Annotated in this window: 14 protein-coding genes and 1 pseudogene; 13 read left to right on the top strand and 2 right to left on the bottom strand. The window is 51.4% G+C overall.

Features of this window, described 5'->3' with window-relative positions:
* Positions 1 to 249: 249 nt before the first annotated feature.
* On the top strand, positions 250 to 1,284 hold the full coding sequence (locus PLA01S_RS25700) for a lytic polysaccharide monooxygenase (protein WP_127594625.1): 1,035 nt from the start codon (positions 250 to 252) through the stop codon (positions 1,282 to 1,284).
* Positions 1,285 to 2,043: 759 nt separating this feature from the next.
* Here PLA01S_RS25700 and PLA01S_RS25705 read toward each other — a convergent pair.
* Entirely contained in the window at positions 2,044 to 2,805 is a 762-nt protein-coding gene (locus tag PLA01S_RS25705) for a DeoR/GlpR family DNA-binding transcription regulator (protein WP_071221931.1), read from the bottom strand.
* Positions 2,806 to 3,167: 362 nt separating this feature from the next.
* Between PLA01S_RS25705 and PLA01S_RS25710 the strand changes: the two genes are divergently transcribed.
* From PLA01S_RS25710 to PLA01S_RS25755, 10 genes and pseudogenes are all read left to right on the top strand, one after another.
* Positions 3,168 to 4,223: an ABC transporter ATP-binding protein gene (locus PLA01S_RS25710; protein ID WP_127594626.1), complete on the top strand. Its 1,056-nt coding sequence runs from the start codon at positions 3,168 to 3,170 to the stop codon at positions 4,221 to 4,223.
* Entirely contained in the window at positions 4,216 to 5,094 is an 879-nt protein-coding gene (locus PLA01S_RS25715; RefSeq protein WP_127594627.1) for a carbohydrate ABC transporter permease, read from the top strand. The genes PLA01S_RS25710 and PLA01S_RS25715 overlap by 8 nt, the downstream gene beginning before the upstream one ends.
* Positions 5,095 to 5,124: 30 nt before the next feature.
* Positions 5,125 to 5,958 (top strand): carbohydrate ABC transporter permease, encoded by an 834-nt coding sequence (locus PLA01S_RS25720; RefSeq protein ID WP_127594628.1) that lies wholly within the window; start codon positions 5,125 to 5,127, stop codon positions 5,956 to 5,958.
* A gap of 61 nt (positions 5,959 to 6,019) precedes the next feature.
* Positions 6,020 to 7,336: an ABC transporter substrate-binding protein gene (locus tag PLA01S_RS25725; protein ID WP_127594629.1), complete on the top strand. Its 1,317-nt coding sequence runs from the start codon at positions 6,020 to 6,022 to the stop codon at positions 7,334 to 7,336.
* A gap of 26 nt (positions 7,337 to 7,362) precedes the next feature.
* Positions 7,363 to 8,130 (top strand): glycerophosphodiester phosphodiesterase family protein, encoded by a 768-nt coding sequence (locus tag PLA01S_RS25730; protein WP_127594630.1) that lies wholly within the window; start codon positions 7,363 to 7,365, stop codon positions 8,128 to 8,130.
* Positions 8,127 to 9,347, top strand: a complete 1,221-nt coding sequence (locus tag PLA01S_RS25735) for a sn-glycerol-1-phosphate dehydrogenase (protein WP_127594631.1) — start codon at positions 8,127 to 8,129, stop codon at positions 9,345 to 9,347. Before PLA01S_RS25730 ends, PLA01S_RS25735 begins: the two co-directional genes overlap by 4 nt.
* Positions 9,348 to 9,418: 71 nt before the next feature.
* Positions 9,419 to 9,634: pseudogene (locus PLA01S_RS25740) on the top strand (transporter substrate-binding domain-containing protein); the annotation flags it as partial.
* Positions 9,635 to 9,952: 318 nt separating this feature from the next.
* Positions 9,953 to 11,173 carry an ABC transporter substrate-binding protein gene (locus tag PLA01S_RS25745; RefSeq protein ID WP_127594632.1) on the top strand — a complete coding sequence of 407 codons (1,221 nt, stop codon included), beginning with the start codon at positions 9,953 to 9,955 and terminating at the stop codon, positions 11,171 to 11,173.
* Between the two features lie 59 nt (positions 11,174 to 11,232).
* Positions 11,233 to 12,099, top strand: a complete 867-nt coding sequence (locus PLA01S_RS25750; protein ID WP_127594633.1) for a carbohydrate ABC transporter permease — start codon at positions 11,233 to 11,235, stop codon at positions 12,097 to 12,099.
* Positions 12,099 to 12,917, top strand: coding sequence for a carbohydrate ABC transporter permease (locus PLA01S_RS25755; protein WP_127594634.1), 819 nt, complete (start codon positions 12,099 to 12,101; stop codon positions 12,915 to 12,917). The genes PLA01S_RS25750 and PLA01S_RS25755 overlap by 1 nt, the downstream gene beginning before the upstream one ends.
* A gap of 225 nt (positions 12,918 to 13,142) precedes the next feature.
* Here the strand turns inward: PLA01S_RS25755 and PLA01S_RS25760 are convergent, their stop codons facing one another.
* Complete coding sequence (locus tag PLA01S_RS25760) at positions 13,143 to 14,606, bottom strand: carboxylesterase/lipase family protein (protein ID WP_127594635.1); 1,464 nt, start codon at positions 14,604 to 14,606, stop codon at positions 13,143 to 13,145.
* A 205-nt stretch (positions 14,607 to 14,811) separates the two neighbouring features.
* Between PLA01S_RS25760 and PLA01S_RS25765 the strand changes: the two genes are divergently transcribed.
* Together PLA01S_RS25765 and PLA01S_RS25770 are read left to right on the top strand one after the other, a co-directional pair.
* A complete protein-coding gene (locus tag PLA01S_RS25765) occupies positions 14,812 to 15,810 on the top strand; it encodes a Gfo/Idh/MocA family protein (RefSeq protein ID WP_127594636.1) in 999 nt (332 codons plus the stop codon).
* Positions 15,807 to 16,802: a Gfo/Idh/MocA family protein gene (locus tag PLA01S_RS25770; protein ID WP_127594637.1), complete on the top strand. Its 996-nt coding sequence runs from the start codon at positions 15,807 to 15,809 to the stop codon at positions 16,800 to 16,802. The genes PLA01S_RS25765 and PLA01S_RS25770 overlap by 4 nt, the downstream gene beginning before the upstream one ends.
* Positions 16,803 to 17,131: the final 329 nt, after the last annotated feature.

Raw genomic sequence — 17,131 nt, forward strand, 5'->3', positions numbered from 1 at the left:
TATCCAATTTCATTGAAATGTGTAACAAATCGTTGATTAGTGTTATGGGATACGGCTTTCAGATGCTTTAAAATAATGATAGTACTGGTAAAGCTTGGACGATGGTTGTGGAAGATTTCCAAGTTCAGTCAAGTTTCAGTCAAGTTAAGAGGGCAGCTACTGTATCAAAGAAAGGGAGGTGGCCTGAGCAGCCGGAGGTTATGTAAACGCTTCAATTATTATCTTTTATATTAAAGGAGGATTAATTGTATGACTTTAAGTTTGCCGAACAAAGCTTGGCTCAAGCATCTAATCATTGCCGGTTCCACGATGTTAGTGATGACCTTATTCATGGTTTTATTTGCAGATAAGGCTTTTGCCCACGGATATGTCGATTCTCCAGGCAGCCGCGCCATTCTGTGTAAGCAGGGGCAAAATACCGATTGCGGCGCAATCGTGTATGAGCCTCAAAGCTTGGAAGCTCCTAAAGGCTGGCCGAACGCAGGCCCGGCCGATGGAAAAATCGCCAGTGCAGGCGGCGCGTTCCCTAAACTTGATGAGCAATCCGCAACTCGTTGGAGCAAAGTAAGCATTTCCCCGGGAACCACAACGTTCCAATGGCATTTGACAGCCAACCATGCAACGGCAAGCTGGAAATACTACATTACGAAAGACGGCTGGAATCAAAATGCTCCGCTGAGCAGAGCTTCGTTTGATCTGACGCCTTTCTGCTCCATTGACTACGGCGGTGTAAAACCTCCAACAAACTATGCTTCCACTTGTAACGTTCCTGCTAAATCCGGTTACCATGTCATTCTGGCAGTATGGGAAGTAGCTGACACGGCGAACGCTTTCTATAATGTCATCGATGTGGACTTTGGCGGCGGCGGAACTCCGAACCCAGGCGTACCGGCACCGACAGGACTTACTTCCCCATCCCAAACCAACAACAGCGTTTCCTTGGCATGGGCAGCCTCCACAGGCGCTTCCAGTTACGAAATCTACCGGAACGGATCCCTTGTGGGTACATCCACTACAACCTCCTATACCAATACGGGGTTAGCCGAAGGAACGTCTTATACGTATACTGTGGTAGCCGTAAGCAGCACGGGCAGCAAATCGTCAGCATCCGCCCCGCTTACGGTGTCAACATCCGGAAGCTCAACGACCTATCCGGCATGGAGCGCAACAGCCGTTTACTTGGGTGGCAGCAAAGTCAGCCACAACGGCGTGAACTATGAAGCAAGATGGTGGACTCAAGGCGAAACTCCTGGATCTGCCGAGGTTTGGAAGGTCATCCCTTAATCGATAGTGTGAGAGGATCCGGCGTCTAATGACTGCCGGATCTTTTTTTAGCAGCCGGGCAGGGAATGAGAGAGTCGGGGAATCTTTTCTTTGGTTACTTCCATTAATAAGCGTAGAGGAAATAGCTTCCGTCGGCTACGCATTGACCCTGGTGGCTCCTGGAATTACCTATCGATATGTTGTGGGCTCACTGACTGTCGATGTTCTTCATTCGATGATTTCATGGCTTTCGTCAACTTTAACGGACCCTAGTTCCGTTATTTAAGATCATAACCCGATTTTTCACAATGTAAGGGACTCCAGATCCGCTATTATGAGAATTACGGGAGCAAATACCGATTAAAACAGCAAATAAGATCCGCTGGGTCCGCTAAAGTTACTAAAAGGGCTGTTTTCTATGAAATAAGGTATTCTGAGTCCGTTAGGAAGTCCTCACACCAAAGAACAAGTTGAGTTTTGGACATATTGAATGATATGGCGATCGTATTTTTGCACGTTCAGTGAATTTCTGCTTATTGCTCTTTTGGTCTGAGCGGGGGGATCGCGAAAAAAGAGCGAGTATGGATGGTAAAATAGCAGTGGAATATAAATAATCAAGCTGCCGGCAAGCAGCAGCTTGATCTGGGCACCCCTAGGGGTGCCTATTGTGTTTTCTGCAAGGAGTATGTCCAGGTATGCAAAGGTCCGCCAAGGTACGCAATGGTACGCAAAGGTACGCAAAGGTATGCATCTATAAAAAGTATGCAAGGTGTGCAAGCCTCAAACCCTGTACACGGTAATGCCCCGTTCCTGAAACGGCTTGATATCCGAGTCGGAAGCCTCAGTGCCGGTGACAAGGGTATGTATCGCGCTGTTGGGAGCGACCGTGTGCAGAGACAGCTTGCCGATTTTGCTGTGGTCGGTGACAACGACAATTTCGCCGGCGGCCTGTATCATGTTCTGCTTGGCCGGGACGAGCAGCGCTTCCGGGTGCATGAGGCCATGCTGAGGATGCAGGGCAGGGGTACCGATGAACGCTTTCTCAACGTGCAGGGATTTCAGCACATGGTCGGTAAACATGCCGTTTAACATATAGCTTGAGGGGTACAGCTCCCCGCCGGTCAGAATGACTTTGATTCCCGGAGCATCACGAAGTTCAACAGCGACATTCATATCGTTCGTAATCACCGTAATGTCCGAGCGGTGCACAAGATGCGTAGCAATATGAAGGGTGGTTGTTCCCGAATCGATAATGATATTCTCCCCGTCTTCCACAAGCGAAGCCGCGAGCTGACCGATGCGTATTTTCTCGTCCCGGTGAAAGTTGGTTCGCTCATTAAAGGATGGCTCGTTATGCGTCCATTGTTCCATAATGACCCCGCCATGTGTGCGCTTCAAAGCGCCTTCCTGCTCAATCTCTGCCAGATCGCGGCGGATGGTGGCTGTGTGAACGCCGAATTCCGATGCCAGCGCAGCAACCGTTGCCGTTCGGTATTGTCTTACATAATCAATGATCCTTTTCTTTCGTTCATGTGCCAGCAATCGATAATTTCTCCCTTCCTAAATAGACCATGAGCTGTGCAGGTACGTTTGTACATACAATGCGCACTTTTGCTCTTTTATGCTTAAGGATTCCATGTCTATCTAGTGTACTCCCATTATGTTAATGCCATGTTAAATCCCTTGATGCGAAGCGAATTTACAAAATCCGTACGAAGGTCTAACACTCTCCTAATACTGCACATCTACAATCGAATTAAATAAAAATGAACAAAAGTGATCATTACATGTGCATTTCATGCGTACTTATTATCAGATGTATGTAAGGGATTTCATTTTTATGGATTCATTTATTTTTCGCTTGTCATGACAGCATCATTACACTTTCGTGAGGGGGATCGCTCTTGGCATCCATTGAATTTGTGAAAGTAAGCAAGTCGTTTGATCGTCAAACCGTCATACAGGACCTGGATCTTACCATCGAGGACGGAAAATTCACCGTGCTGGTCGGTCCGTCAGGTTGCGGAAAAACAACGCTCCTAAGGATGATCGCGGGCATTGACCCTCAAACCTCCGGTTCCGTTCTTATCGATGGCAAGGATGTTACGCGAATTGCACCGGGTAAGCGCGGCGTGGCCATGGTATTTCAGAATTACGCGATCTACCCGACGATGTCGGTCCGCGAGAATATCGAGTTTGGACTCGTGAACAACAAGGTTCCCAAAGCCGAGCGTACACGTCTGGTGGAGACCATAGGGGCAACCGTTGGACTAAACGATTACTTGGATCGTAAGCCTTCCACCTTGTCCGGCGGGCAACGGCAGCGGGTGGCTTTGGCCCGGGCGATGGTTAAGAATCCGTCCGTATTCCTGATGGATGAGCCGTTGTCCAATCTGGATGCCAAGCTCAGGGTTCAGATGCGGATTGAGCTGATTGAGCTGCACAAGAAGCTGGGAACGACCTTTGTCTATGTGACCCATGACCAAATCGAGGCGATGTCGATGGCAGATACCATCGTGCTCATGAACAAAGGCGTCATTCAGCAGGAAGCGCCGCCCGAAGTGGTGTACCGCGAGCCCAGCAATCTGTTTGCGGCCCAGTTTATCGGGGTTCCCCCCATGAACATTGCGCCGCTGGGCGAGGATCGCACCACATTCGGATTCCGTCCGGAGAGCGTCGTAATCGGCACAGAATCGGAGTCGTTCCATTATACGGCCAAGGGTGAGGTCATCACGCGTGAAATGCTGGGCTCCGAGACGATTTATCAGGTGAGGACAACGGATGGCCAGGCATTCATGGTGAAGTGCCAGGATGACAAATTCCATGTCGATCAGGAGGTATATCTCGGCGTACCGGCGGATAAATTGTTTTTCTTCGGGGCGGATGAGTACCGGATCGAAGAGCAGGACGTCCGCTATAGGGAGTTCATGGAGCGGCTGAGAGGGCTGGCTCATGGATAAGAAGCGGATCTGGGAAGGGATCAGGCCCTATGTGCTGATTGCGCCGGCCATGGCGGGGATCATGCTGTTTGTGATGTATCCGGTAGGTTATCTGATTTACTTAAGCCTGTTCAAATACAACCTGATGAACAAGGACAAGAGCAAGTTTGTCGGATTGGACAATTTCACCCAGATTCTGGATCGTGGGGATTTCTACAAAGCGCTCTGGAACACCTCCGTCTATACAGTTGGCGTCGTGATTCTTACCATGCTGCTGTCCCTGCTGATCGCCGTATGGCTGAACAAGAAAGGCCGTTTCAATTCGGTCGTTCAGGCCGGGATTTTCACGCCGCACGTCGTTTCCATCGTGTCGATCTCACTGGTCTGGCTGTGGCTGATGGAGCCGAATCAAGGACTTCTCAACTATCTGTTCAAGCTGGTTGGGCTCCCGCCGTCCGCATGGCTGCAAAGCTCCAAGACCGCATTGATATCCGTCATTATCGTATCGGTCTGGCAGGCCATCGGTTATTACACCCTGATTATCGTGGCGGCCCTGCAGAGCATATCGCCAAGCATCTATGAAGCGGCGGCGCTGGATAATGCCAGCAGGTTCAAGGTGTTTTACAAAATCACATTACCGATGATTTCGCCGCAGCTGTTTTTTATCCTGATCATCATGACGATTGGCTCCTTCAAAGTATTCGACACCGTTCAGGTGATGACGGGCGGAGGACCGAATAATGCAACGACCACGCTTGTGTATTACATATACGGCTTCCGAACGACCAATATTGGTTATTCGGCCGCGACAGGCGTTGTGCTCATGGCGATTATCGGATTGCTCACATTCATCTATTTCCGGCTGCTGTCCAAGAAGGTTCATTATCAATAAGGCTTTGGCCATGCAGAAAGGAGGCACAGTTTGAAGACCTTTGACTTAAAAATCGTATGGACGGCGCTGGGCTATTTGCTGAAGGCTGCAGTGCTCATGATTTTCATCTTCCCGTTTCTGTGGATGATCTCCACATCGCTCCAGACATTCCGGGAAACGATGACGTTTCCGCCGACGTGGATTCCAGCCTCACCGCAGTGGGGCAACTTCGCGGAGGCGATGAATGCAGGTCCTTTTCTGACCTATTTCAGGAACTCGGTTGTTGTCACCGGATCCATCATCGTTCTGCAGTTCCTGATCATGATCCCGGCCGCATATGCATTTGCCAAGTATAAGTTTCCGGGAAAAACGCTGCTGTTCGGCATGATTCTGCTGGCCTTCATGATCCCGGGCCAGGTTACGTTCATACCGGTCTATCTGATGATGGCGGATTGGGGATTGGTCAAAACCCTGCTGCCGCAGATCATCCCGTTCATCTCGAATGCCTTCGGCATCTTCCTGCTGCGGCAGTACTTCATGCAGATTCCGGAGGAAATCATTGAAGCGGCCCGGCTTGATAATGCGACTGAATTCAAAATCATTCGGAAAATCATGATTCCCATGTCGAAGCCGGCACTTGCTACCATCGCGCTGTTCAGCTTTGTCAGCCACTGGAATGACTATTTCTGGCCGCTCGTCATGACCGACTCCGCTGCCGTCCGGCCGCTGACCTTGGGGATCGCCATGCTAAGGGAGACCGAGGGCATCAGCAACTGGCATATCATTATGGCCGGGAACGTGATTCTGGTTGTGCCCATCCTGCTTGTGTATGTATTCTGCTCGAAACACATCGTGAAGGCTTTTGTTTATTCAGGCATTAAATAATCACAGGAAATGACAGGGTTCAGCAATTCATAATCGAATAATTAATGGAGGAATGAGTCATATGAAATCCAAATGGTATACACTGCTATCCGTCATCATGCTGTTCAGTTTGCTTGCCGCATGCGGTGGCGGGGGAACTTCCAGTGGTCCTGGCGAAGCCCCAGGCAGCGGGGGAACCGAAGCCCCGTCCGGAGACAAAGGAAAAACCACGGTTCAGTTCTGGCACTCGCTGGGCGGCAAGAACGGGGAATACATGGACGCGCTCATCCAGCGTTTTAATGCATCCCATGAGGACATCGAAGTGATAGGCACCTTCCAGGGAAGTTATGACGAGACGGTAACCAAGCTGCAGCAGGCGATAGCATCCGATACCGGTCCGGATGTCAGTATGCTGGAGCGAGCCTACGTTCAGATGTTCGCCGATTCGGAAGTGCTTGAAGATCTGAAGCCGTATCTTGAAGGCTCTGGCATCAGCGTCGATGACTTTACGCCGGGACTGATGGGACACTCCACTTTCAATGATCAATTGGTATCGCTGCCGCTGAACCGTTCCACCCCGATTCTGCATGTGAACAAAACCTTGCTGGATGAGCAGGGCCTTCAAATTCCGACCACATGGGAGGAACTGAAGGAGGTCGCCAATGCGCTGGTGGTTAAGGAAGGCAGCGAGTATAAGCGCTACGGCGTTACGATGCCTTATGACACTTGGTACCCGATTGCCATGATCTCGCAGGCGGGCGGCACTTTCTTCAATGATGATAATACGTCGATCGGCTTCGGGGATAACGGTGCAGGCGTCAAGATGTTCACTTACCTTAAAGACCTGCAAAGCACTGGCGCTTTGTATTATCCGCCGGCTCAGGATTCCGGCAACATTGTGAACAGCATGTTTGTGGAGGGCAAGGTCGGCATGATGTATCAATCTACGGGATCGATTGGCGGGCTGTCCAGCGCGGTGGATTTCGATTACGTGACGGCATTCCTGCCTAAGGACGAAGTGTATGCGAATCCGACCGGAGGCGCAAATGTGACCATGCTGTCCTCTTCCAAGAACAAGGAAGCGGCTTGGGAGTTCATCCGGTGGATGGAGATGGAAGAGGAAGGCGGTCTTGAATTTATTTTGCAATCCGGTTACCTGCCTTTCACGAAGAAGATGGTGGAGTCGGAGCAGATCCAAGAGCTGTGGGCCAAAGAACCGAATCGCAAAGTCGCCTATGATCAGCTGGAATTTGCCGTTGATACCAATAAGGACGTGGCATGGCCGGAGATTATGCATGAGTTCTTCTCGGCCATGGAAGCGATCATGTACGACAGCAAGGATATTCCGGCTACGCTGGATACCTTCAAGAAAGAGACGGAACGGATTTTGGCCCAATAACAACTGGTAAAGGAGTGGCAGGACATATGATCGAACGACTACGGGAACCATCCTGTATGATGGTGGCTGCACACCGCGGGTATAAATCAGCTTATCCGGAAAATACGCTTCTGGCCTTTCGCAAGGCGCTGGAGTTAGGGGTAGATATGCTGGAGTTTGATCTCCGGCTGACGCGGGATAAGGAAGTGGTGGTTATCCATGATGCAACGGTTCAGCGTACGACGAGCGGCGCTGGCGAGGTGAGGGATTTTACGCTTGCGGAACTGAAATCTCTGGATGCGGGCGGCTGGTTCGCCCGGGAGTTTGAAGGATTGAAGATCCCGACGCTTGCGGAGCTATGCGAACTGCTCCGGGAATATCCCGAAGTTCTGTGCAACGTGGAGATTAAGCCAAGCCCCGAGGCCAAAGAAACCGCAGACCTGGCGGTTGATGTGCTGAACCGATACGGGTACCTGCCGCGCTGTGTATTCACCTGCTTCGATGCAGAAGTTCTGATCCATATTCATGATACGCATGGTCTGAAGACACAGGGTTTCCCTGGTGAGAAAATGTCCCGATTTGTCTTCGGCGAGGAAGGAACCTACTCCAAGATGTGGGCAATCGGCGTGGAGATGTCGCTGCTTACGCCTGAATTCGTTACCCGGTTCCAGGAACAGGGGCTTCTGGTTTGGAGCTATTGCCCGGACGATGAGGAGGGTGTCCGCTATTCGCTGGAATGCGGGGTCACCGGCATGACCTGCAATGACCCGCTGCCGGCGATGGCGGTGATCGGAAAGAAGGGCACGCCGATATGACCTCCATTTTATCGAATGTCCGAAGTTTGGCGGCGGATTTACCTGCTAGGCAGCTTTCGAATCTGGACGAAGTGGAGTCGATTCAGATCCAGTCCGGAGCTCTGCGTGAGGTCGCAGGTTACCTTGAGACGAAACGGTGGACCTCGGTGGTGATGGTCGTAGACGGCAATACCTATGACATAGCGGGCCAGCCGCTTGCGAACCTGCTCACGAAATCCTCGATTCAGGTCCAAGTCACCCGTCTTCTTCCGGATTGGAAGGGAGATGTTATCGCGGATGAGGTTTCCCTGATTCAGGTCATACTGGATATCCAGCAAAGCGGGGCGAAGGCGGTGCTGGCGGTAGGCGGGGGAACGATTCACGATATTAGTCGGTACGCTGCTTATACCGCGGGTATCCCGTTCATCTCGGTACCCACGGCCGCTTCGGTGGATGGATTTAATTCCAAGGGAGCGCCCATCATTATACGGGGCGAGAAGAAGACAATTCCGGCCATTGGACCGAGCGCGATTTTTGCGGATGTCGATATTCTCATGTCGGCTCCCCCGCAGCTTACCGCAGCCGGGTTCGGGGATATGCTGGGCAAGTATACGTCGCTGTTCGACTGGAAATTCGGAAGCCTGGTGGCCGGCGAACCCTATTTACAAATCTCGGCGGATATTACGCGATCCGCGCTCGACCAATGCGTGAACGGGGTTGAGCTGATTGGGAAGCAGAGTGAGGAGGGGGTGCGCATCTTAATGGGTGCGCTCATCGAATCCGGTTTAGCCATGCTGCTGTTCGGTCAATCCCATCCGGCTTCGGGCTCGGAGCATCATCTGTCCCACTATTGGGAGATGGAGTTTATCCGGCTAGGGGAGAAGCAGCTGCTGCACGGAGCCAAGGTAGGTGCCGCTTGCGTGGAAATCTCGAAGCTGTATCACCGTCTCGTGGAACAGGGGCTTGAGATGAACATAGGCGCCTCCCGAGGTGCGGATGACGTTGCACTTCGGATCACGCAGCACTGGAACGAAATCCGCTCGCATATAACGCAAATCCCGGAGCCGGAAGAACTGGGGGATCTGATGCGAATGGTCGGCGGACCGGCTGGGGTGTCGGAGCTTCCGATCCAAAGCGAGCTGCTGAAGCGGAGCCTGGGTGAAGCCCACAAGGTTCGATTTAGCCGATATACGCTGCTCCATGCCTACAATGAACAGGGATATCTATTCGTAAACTAAGGATCCACATGCAATGAAATAAGGCTGTTCCCTAAAAGCAGATCATTCTGCTTGATAGGGGACAGCCTTGTGACGTGATGATTACCGATACGATCGAAGCGATTACGTATGCAAAAGCAGATTCCAGATTGTATGCTGCATTGACGGATAAGCCTTTCACGAACAGCGAAAAAGGCTACATGATTCCTCGCGGCGACTTTGAATATGCAAGCTATCTGGAAATGTGGATTGACGAAATGAAGCTGCAAGGCAAGTTTGCCGACATTCATAAAAAATGGTTGGAGTAGGTTGAATCGGGCTAGGAAACGATAGCCGAACCTTGCCAGCAGATCAGGATAAAGACCCTGATCTGCTGGTTTTTTTTTTATGTTTATGGGGGGGGGCAGTTTCACGGATCTAAACCATAGGATACTTTCAAAAGTCTTTCTCTATACGTGATCTGTCTTCTGTGAAGGAACGTCGAATAGACGTTTTTTTCTGTTGTCTTACACGGTATCTGGACGCTGCCTTGGAGCCCGGAAGGTTTACCAACCAAGCAAAAAGGGTAGTAAAAAGACATGGACTTTGACCAAAACTACATCAGGATATGAAATGGGGGGCAGACCATGAAGCTTGGTAAATGGATCGCGGCGTGTTTGGTGATCGTACTAATACTGACCGCATGCGGTGCAAAAGAGGAATCGGGACGCGTGCAGATTGAATTTTTTCAAAATAAGCCTGAAGCGAAAGGTTCCTTTGATGCACTAATTGAGAAATTTAATCAATCCCAATCCGAGATCAAGGTTGTTCAGGTAAATCCGCCGGATGCGGAGACCGTACTCAAGACAAGAGTCGTCAAGAATGATATTCCTGACATTATCGGCATGGGTGCAACCGATACCTATTCATTGCTGGCGCAAAGCGGCATTTTTATGGATTTGACGAATAATCCGCTGCTGAGTCAGGTGGATGAGACCTATGTCCAGATGCTGAAAGACGTAGCGGGGATGGACGAGGTTACGGGCATTCCCTATTCAACGAACGCTAACGGCGTGATGTACAATACGGAAATTTTTAAGGAATTGGGGCTCAGCGTTCCCAAGACCTGGGACGAGCTGTTAGCTACGGCGCAGAAGGCCAAGGATGCGGGGAAAATCCCGTTCTATTTCACTTATAAAGACGATTGGCAGACGGTGCTGCCGTTTAACGCATTGGCATCCAATCTGGAAGGCATTGACTTTTATATGGATCGGCGGGAAGGCACGGTAACGTTTGCCGAGAAATACCGGGAGATTGCGGAGAAGCAGCTCGCGCTGATGGATTATGGCCATGGGGATAACTTTGGCAAGAACTACGCGGACGGCAACCGGGATTTTGCGAGAGGCCAATCCGCCATGTATATCCAAGGAACCTGGGCGATTCCGGAAATCCGGAAAGCGAATCCGGATGCACCGATCGGCTTCTTCCCTATGCCAACCGGCAATAAACCCGAGGAGAATAAACTAATATCGGGTGTCGATACGTTACTTGCCATATCCGAGGATTCGAAGCATAAAGAGGAGGCCCAGCAGTTCATTCAATTTTTGCTGGAGCCTGAGCATAGCAAGCAGTATATAACGGAGCAAACGCTGTTCTCCACCGTTGAGGGCGTGAAGCAGGAGGATCCCTCCGTCGCAGAGCTTCTGCCTTATCTGGAGCGGGGCCAGGTCATCGATTTTGCCGACCACTACATTCCCGCGGCGGTGCAGCTGAACTCGGTGATTCAATCCTTTCTTCAGAACCGGGATATCGACGGGTATCTGAAGAAGCTGGACACCGAATGGGACAAGGTAGCTGACAGGCGTTAACGGGCGGAAGGCGGTATTTTCTTCACACGATATCCAAGAAGCATTGAGGAGGACCCAACATGAACAAGCGGCTTATGCCTTATTACTTGATGACCGTGCCGGCGGTCGTGCTGTTCTTTGTATTTCTGACGCTGCCGGCTTTGCAGGGGGTGTATTACTCCTTCACGAACTGGAACGGATTCGGCGATAACTTCGATTTCATCGGATTCAAGAATTACGTCAATCTGTTCAAGGACGGCAACGTGGGCAATGCGTATTGGTTCACATTCAAATTCGCGGTCGTGGTAACCATCCTGATCAACATTTTCAGTCTGCTGATTGCCATGGGGCTGAATGCCAGAATCAAAGCGAGGAATTTCTTCAGAGGCATCTACTTTCTTCCGAATATTCTAAGTGTGCTGATTGTTGGTTACATATTCAACTATCTGTTCTCGAATGTGTTCACCATCTGGGGACAGAACCTGGGGATCGAGTGGCTGTCCACCAATATCCTGGGCAGTGAACAGCATGCCTGGATCGGGATCGTGGTGGTAGCGGTATGGCAGGGCATAGCTTATAACACGATCCTGTATCTCGCGGGGCTCCAGACCATCCCTCACACACTGTATGAAGCGTCCAATCTCGATGGGGCGAACCGCTGGCAGGAATTTTGGAAAATAACGTTTCCGCTGATCGCGCCGTTCTTTACGATCAACATGGTGCTGGCGATGAAGAATTCCCTGATGGTCTTTGATCAGATCGTCGCCCTCACCAACGGCGGTCCGGGCCGGGCGACGCAGTCGATCTCCCACCTGATTTATACGGGCGGCTTCGAGGGAGGAGAGTTTGCTTATCAATCCGCGAACTCCGTGATCTATTTCATCCTGATTGCGACGATATCGATTGTGCAGATTCGGTTCCTGCAGAGAAGAGAGGGGGACATGTAATGCGGACGAAAACCAACTGGACGGTGATGATTCTCATCACATTGGGTACGATACTGATCTTGTTCCCGCTGTATATGACGATCACGATTGCGCTCAAAACGCCGGAGGACATGCTGGCTTCCGTATTCGGCCTGCCGAAGGAGCTTCATTTCGAGAATTTTACGAATGCCATAAAAATGACCAATTTCTTCAACGCGCTGGGCAACAGCGCCATGGTAACGACAGCAACGGTGGTGCTGACCCTGCTGACCAATTCGCTCGTCGCTTATGCGATTGCCCGCAATATGAACCGGAAGTTCTTCAAAGGTTTGTACTTCTATTTCATCAGTGCCATGTTCATTCCATTCCCGATCATTATGCTGCCGCTGGTCAAGCTGACAGCCGGGTTTAATATGACGAATCTGGTCGGGCTTACGATCCTGCATACCGTATATGCCTTGGCATTTAACGTATTTGTGTACGTGGGTTATATTAAATCCATCCCGGTTGCGCTGGAGGAGGCGGCCCGAGTGGACGGGACGTCGACTTGGGGGACCTTCTGGAGGATCATATTCCCGATGATGGCGCCGATCAATGCGACGGTGGGCATTCTGATTTGCCTCTCGACCTACAATGATTTCCTGCTGCCGCTCATCATTATCAGCGATACGGATTCCTACACGCTGCCGCTTGTGCAGTATATATTCCAGGGGCAGTTCAATACAGACTTCAATCTGGCCTTTGCTTCATACCTGATGGCGATGCTCCCGATGATCATCATCTATCTGTTCGCACAGAAGTGGATCATCAATGGCATTACGCAGGGAGCTGTGAAATAAGGCTGCTTCCCGCCTTTTCCTAGGGCCCTTAGTCCTCACCATCCTTTCGCTTCAGCAGGCGGGGGCTGGGGAGCCCACAATCAGCGGCATGTACATGTACGGCCCATAATAACAAAAAAGCTGTATTCCAGCATGATATCCATGATGTCATGCCTGGAAATACAGCTTTTTTGCTGCCATAAGGATTCTATTGGCAAAGGGACTCCTTGCTTATGGCTTGCTATTTTATAATTGCAGCATTTCCCGCTTCTCCGCATCCGGGTCCTCGATGACCCTGCTGTCGTTGTTGAATATCATCGTTGAACGCGATGCTGGGTCATAAGCAGGCCACGGCAGCGCCTCCGTATCCGGTGAGCCATTGCGCGCAAATGCAATCCAAGCATCCTGCATCCGGTCGGACAGGGCTTGCGTGGCGGCATCGACTTGAACACCGATGTTCTGAAACAGCGCCAGTGTGTTGAATACAAACGGGATTTCCAGGGCGTGCATCGCTTTGCCGAGAACCGGATGATTCGGCAGCGTCCAATCGAATCGGTACATCCATACCGGCGCGTGTTTGCTCTGAGCGGAAGCGAACTGCAGAGCCGAGCGCCAGAAATACAGGTCGGTCATAATCTGGGCATGTCCGTCGATGCTGTACGGGTACTCCTTTGTGATTGGGGCGGCATCCTCAATGCCGGTCATCATCTCCACGGTGCGGACAAGATCGTTCTCCTTCACAAGCGGCATGTCCGGTCGGAAGAACAAAGCCCCTTCATCGAGATTTGTTCCGATCAGGATCGGCACGTCCTTGGCCCAACCCAATTGAACAGCCTGCAGCGGATCATGAGGCAGCGTTTCCGGTTCCAGCACCGGCTGGAAGATCATGTTGACGCCGGCTCCAATTCGTTTCTTCAGCCGTTCCCCGGCTTCAAATATTTGCTCACCTGGGAGGGATTCAAGCTGATGGGCCTTATCAGGCGTTATATCCAGCTCCTTAAGCAAACCAGCCGTTACCATCTTTGCCTGTTCCGGAGCCATGACCTGGGAAGCACCGCTTTGCATGATGGCCCGATGGAACAACCCTTTGGCTGCGGGCATTGCAAGTAAGGCTGCAATGCTCATGCTGCCGGCCGACTCTCCGAATACCGTCACTCGCTCTGGGTCGCCGCCGAAGGCCTCGATATGATCCCGCACCCATTGCAGGGCGGCAATCTGGTCCAATAAACCGGTATTGGAGGAATAGGCTTCACCGAATGGAGAGAGATGGAGAAAGCCGAGCGGACCCAGCCGGTAATTGAGCGTTACTACAATCACGTCTCCACGGAGAACGAAGGGCGCGCCGTTATAGCTTGGCAAGCTGCCCGAGCCTGTGACAAAAGTGCCCCCGTGAATCCATACCATGACGGGCAGCGGCTCCGCTGGCGTATTCAGGGGTGCCCACACATTGAGATAGAGGCAATCCTCGGACACCGTTTTGGTCACTCCTCCGCCAAGCATACTTGAGGTGGATTCAAGCGGTTGAAGGCACATGGGGCTGAAGGCGGTGGCATCTTTTATCCCGTCCCATGGATCGGGGGACACGGGAGCTCGGAACCGAAGCGGGCAGATCGGTGGCTTTGCATAAGGGATTCCCTTCCATACACGTACTCCGTTTTCCGAACTGCCTTGAATACGCCCGTCTTTTGTTTGAACGACAAGTTCTGACATGTTCTCGCTACACCCTTTCTCTCTACTCTATATATACACTTTACCAAGTTAGCGGCATAAGTTCAAAAAAGCACGAATCATGAGAAATATAGGCAGGAATGTCATGTCACATGAAGAATGTAACAGGGTGGAGTAGTATTCGCGGACAACGGATACGGCATCACCTTTTGGTCCAAGTCATTACAGGTATACTGGAGGGATAAGCATGAATATAGCGATTTTGGGCTGTGGAACGATGGGAACGGCCTATGCGCACAACTTGGCGAAAATGCCGGGAGTAACGGTGACAGGCGTGGTTGATATTAACGCCGGGCGGGCTGAGCGGGCAGCAGCTTTGACCGGGGCGAAGGCATACACGGATGTAGAGTCGCTGTTTGAACAAAAAGATTTGGAAACGGTTGCGGTGTGTCTGCCCACCTATCTCCATAAACCGTTTGTACTGAAGTTAGCTGAAAAAGGACTGCACGTCATCTGCGAAAAGCCAGCAGCATTAACGCTGGAGGATGCACAGGAAATGAAGGCAGCCTGTGAGAAGCACGGAGTCCGGTTGTTTATCGGACATGTCGTTCGGTTCTTCCCGAACTATCATGACGCTTATCGGCAGGCTCACTCCGGAAGCATCGGAACACCGAAGATGGCTCACTTTAAGCGGTACGGTTCGTATCCGCAGGGTATGGATGGATGGTATAACGACCCGGGCAAGAGCGGCGGTGTTATCATGGACCTCATGATTCACGATATCGATTTTGCCTGCTGGCTGTTCGGGGAAGTGGAGTCGGTGTATGCTTCCATTGTTAAGCGGGATGAGCCTGAGATGGAGTATGCCCAGCTTACGCTTCATTTTAAAAATAGCGCAATCGCCAGTCTAACCGGCTATTGGGGGTATCCCGGACCGTTTACAACGCAGTTCGAGATCTCGGGAGACCAGGGAATTATAAGATTTGACAGCAATCAGGTGCAGTCTCTGGACATTAAACTGGTGAATACGGAGGCAGGCGAGGGAGCAGCCGTACAGGTTCCTTCAAGCCCAAGTCTGTATGACCCTTATTATAACGAGGTGCAGCATTTTATCGAGTGCATCCGAAACGGCAGCGAGCCGCTCGTAAGTATTAAGGATGCTTGCTACGCCGTTGAAATCGCTCAGGCAGCGGAGCAATCGGCTCAGACTGGACAGCCCGTGATGATCGGAGGGACGGTTTCATGAAGAAAGTTAAAGTAGGCTTTATCAGCTTTGCTCATATGCATGCAGCGAGCTATCTATTTGGCATGCTGAAGCGAGATGATGTCGAGGTGGTCGGCGTCGCCGATGAAGACGCGGAGCGCGTGCGCCCTTACTCAGTGGACCGGGGCATACCGTATTATGCAGACTATAATGAATTGCTGGCACAGGAACTGGATGCGGTTGTCATCTGTTCGGAGAATGCGCGTCATGCGGAATTCACCAAACTTGCCGCTGCGGCGGGTAAGCATGTGCTGTGCGAGAAGCCGTTAGGCTTGTCCGAGTCCGAAATGCTGGAGATGATTCAAGTGTGCAAGGATCATGGCGTTCAGCTCATGACGGCTTTTCCTTGCCGTTATATTACGTCCGTTCGTCAGGCGAAGGAAGCGATTGATGCAGGGCAAATCGGCGAAATTTTGGCCATGAAGGGAACCAACCGGGGAAGCATGCCGGGCGGCTGGTTTATCGAACGGGAGAAGTCGGGCGGCGGGGCCGTCTTGGACCATACCGTCCATGTGATGGACCTGATGCACTGGTTTACCGGCAGCAAGGCAGAGGAAGTATACGCCCATGCGGAAACACTCTTCCATGACACAGAGATTGACGATGCCGGCATGGTCCACGTCAAATTCGCGAATGGCGTTGTTGCTGTACTGGACCCAAGCTGGTCCCGTAATCGCACCTTCCCCACCTGGGGGGATGTAACGCTTGAGATCATTGGCACCAAGGGTGTGCTGAACATTGATTCCTTTGCTCAGAAGAACGATGTCTACAGCGATGTAACTGGTAAAGCGGCGTGGAGCTTCTGGGGCGATGACATGGACGCAGGTCTCGTCAACAGCTTTATCGACAGCATTCGCGATGGCAAGCCGGTCGAAATAACGGGGGAAGACGGCTACTATTCTGCCCGTGTAGCCATTGCAGCGTACGAATCCGCAAGCACCAAGCGTACCGTTCAGCTGAAACCGCTGGGGTAATGGTGCGGTATGCGGCTTAGCCTTTCAGCAGAATGCGCTCGGCTATATAATGCGGGAGTGCTCTGGAGTTCGGGGATCCGCCGAATTACAACGGGTAGAGGAAACAGTCATCAGGGATGACATACATTTTTCCTGCTCGAGACGAGGCTGCTGTGAATCACGGAGCCACGCCTCTGCTGAGGCGCGTCTTAGCTTTCTTATGGCATGAGTTCGCTTGCAATAGGCCTCTTCGATTATCGTAATCGAAGGGGCTTTTTTTATTTCAGAAGATTAAACTTCAGAGCTTGAGCCTCCCTAATCTCGGCAAGAAGACAGCTTCCGCTATTTGC

Source organism: Paenibacillus lautus NBRC 15380, from assembly GCF_004000945.1.
Taxonomy (GTDB): domain Bacteria; phylum Bacillota; class Bacilli; order Paenibacillales; family Paenibacillaceae; genus Paenibacillus_AQ; species Paenibacillus_AQ lautus.